This is a genomic window from Microcystis sp. LEGE 08355, from assembly GCF_015207185.1.
GTDB classification, from domain to species: domain Bacteria; phylum Cyanobacteriota; class Cyanobacteriia; order Cyanobacteriales; family Microcystaceae; genus Microcystis; species Microcystis panniformis.
Genome location: NZ_JADEXI010000841.1, coordinates 1 through 1,515 on the forward strand (window position 1 = coordinate 1; position 1,515 = coordinate 1,515).

Below are 1,515 nucleotides of genomic sequence, written 5' to 3' on the forward strand. Positions count from 1 at the left end.
TTCGTAAATGTGCTAATATTTAACAGTAAAGCCGTCGTAGAACGACGGGGTTTCAGACCCAAATTTTCGATGAAGAATCCCTCGCATGAGTGCTTCGGGGAGTGTCAACGACGCTACGAGTCCTGAAAAGATTTTCGTCGCTGCTCAATCAAGGCATGAAAACTCACATCTGATAACTGATCACTGACTGCCGATTACTGATTTGACATTTGGGCGGTGATTACGGTGAGATCGATCGCCCTTTCGCCCCTTCTGATTCTTAGGGGTAAAGATTGACCGATCCCGGTTTTTTCCACCATTTCCTGTAACTCACCGCCATCGCTAACCGGTTGATTATTAGCTGTGACAATCACATCCCCGCGACGGATACCGGCTTTTTCGGCGGGGGTATTGGGTAGGACTTTCACCACCAAAATTCCCGACACTTCCGGCACGATCAGGGGAGAATTAGGGTTTTGATTATTGGCCCGGGCTAAATCGGGAGTTAGATTAACCATCTGCACACCGATATAGGGATGGGCCACCTTTTGACCTGATTCTAGGGTCGCTTGTAACTGTTTGGCCCGGTCGATGGGAATGGCAAAACCGATGCCCATGGCATCAGCACGAATGGCCGTATTGATGCCGATGACTTCTCCTTGGGCGTTGAGTAACGGACCGCCGGAATTACCCGGGTTAATAGCGGCATCGGTTTGGATAAAATCAATGCGTTTATCGGGAATACCCGCCTTAGCCGCCGAGCGCCCGATCGTGCTAATAATTCCTAAAGTTACCGTATTATCTAGACCGACGGGATTGCCTACTGCGATCGCCCAGTCCCCCACTTGTATGGATGAGGAATTGCCGAGGACGGCTACAGGTAAATTTTCCCCTTGGGGATTAATTTTCACTACCGCCAAATCAGTGATCTCATCAGTACCGCGTACTTCCCCCTTGAAGCTACGACCATCTTTTAAAGTTACCGTTACCTTATCGGCATTATCGACCACATGGGCATTAGTTAAGATTAAACCACTGCCATCGATAATAAAACCCGATCCCTGGCCAGCCACTCGCTGCTGGGTGGGAAGACGAAACTGTTCTCCAAAAAACTCCTGAAAAAAAGGATCATCAAAAAAGGGGCTATTGGGACGAGTAATGATCGCTTCGGTGTCAATTCGCACTACTGCCGCACCCGTGCGCGCCACTGCCTTAGCGACAAAACTTTCCGCCGTCATCTCCGGGGGAATTCTGGCCAGATCGGCGGCAGTGCTGGGCAGATTTTGAGCATTTACCGCCGCTAAACTGCTAAAACCGAGCATAATTCCCAGAAAAGTTGCTAAAGCGTGGGTAATAGTTCGCCGTAACCCTGTAGGAAGTTTCATACTTTGATCTCTGAATTCTGATGTTTTGACTGTTTCTGTCTATCGGTTCACAGACCGACTATTAAAAATCTAACAAATCGATCGCTCCGATTAAACTAAGACGCATCTTAACCGCCTATCCTTAGATTAGCTGACCCCCCCTTGCCACCCC

The 1,515-nt window shown here is 48.8% G+C and carries 1 protein-coding gene; it reads right to left on the reverse strand.

Annotated elements, in window-relative coordinates; genetic code table 11:
* Positions 1-194: 194 nt before the first annotated feature.
* Positions 195-1,364, reverse strand: a complete 1,170-nt coding sequence (locus IQ242_RS24555; RefSeq protein ID WP_193961750.1) for an HhoA/HhoB/HtrA family serine endopeptidase — start codon at positions 1,362-1,364, stop codon at positions 195-197.
* Between the last annotated feature and the right edge of the window lie 151 nt (positions 1,365-1,515).

What these genes read in the sequence shown, in the direction of transcription:
- IQ242_RS24555 (WP_193961750.1), bottom strand. Translation starts at nt 1,364, where the DNA reads ATGAAACTTCCTACAGGGTTACGGCGAACTATTACCCACGCTTTAGCA.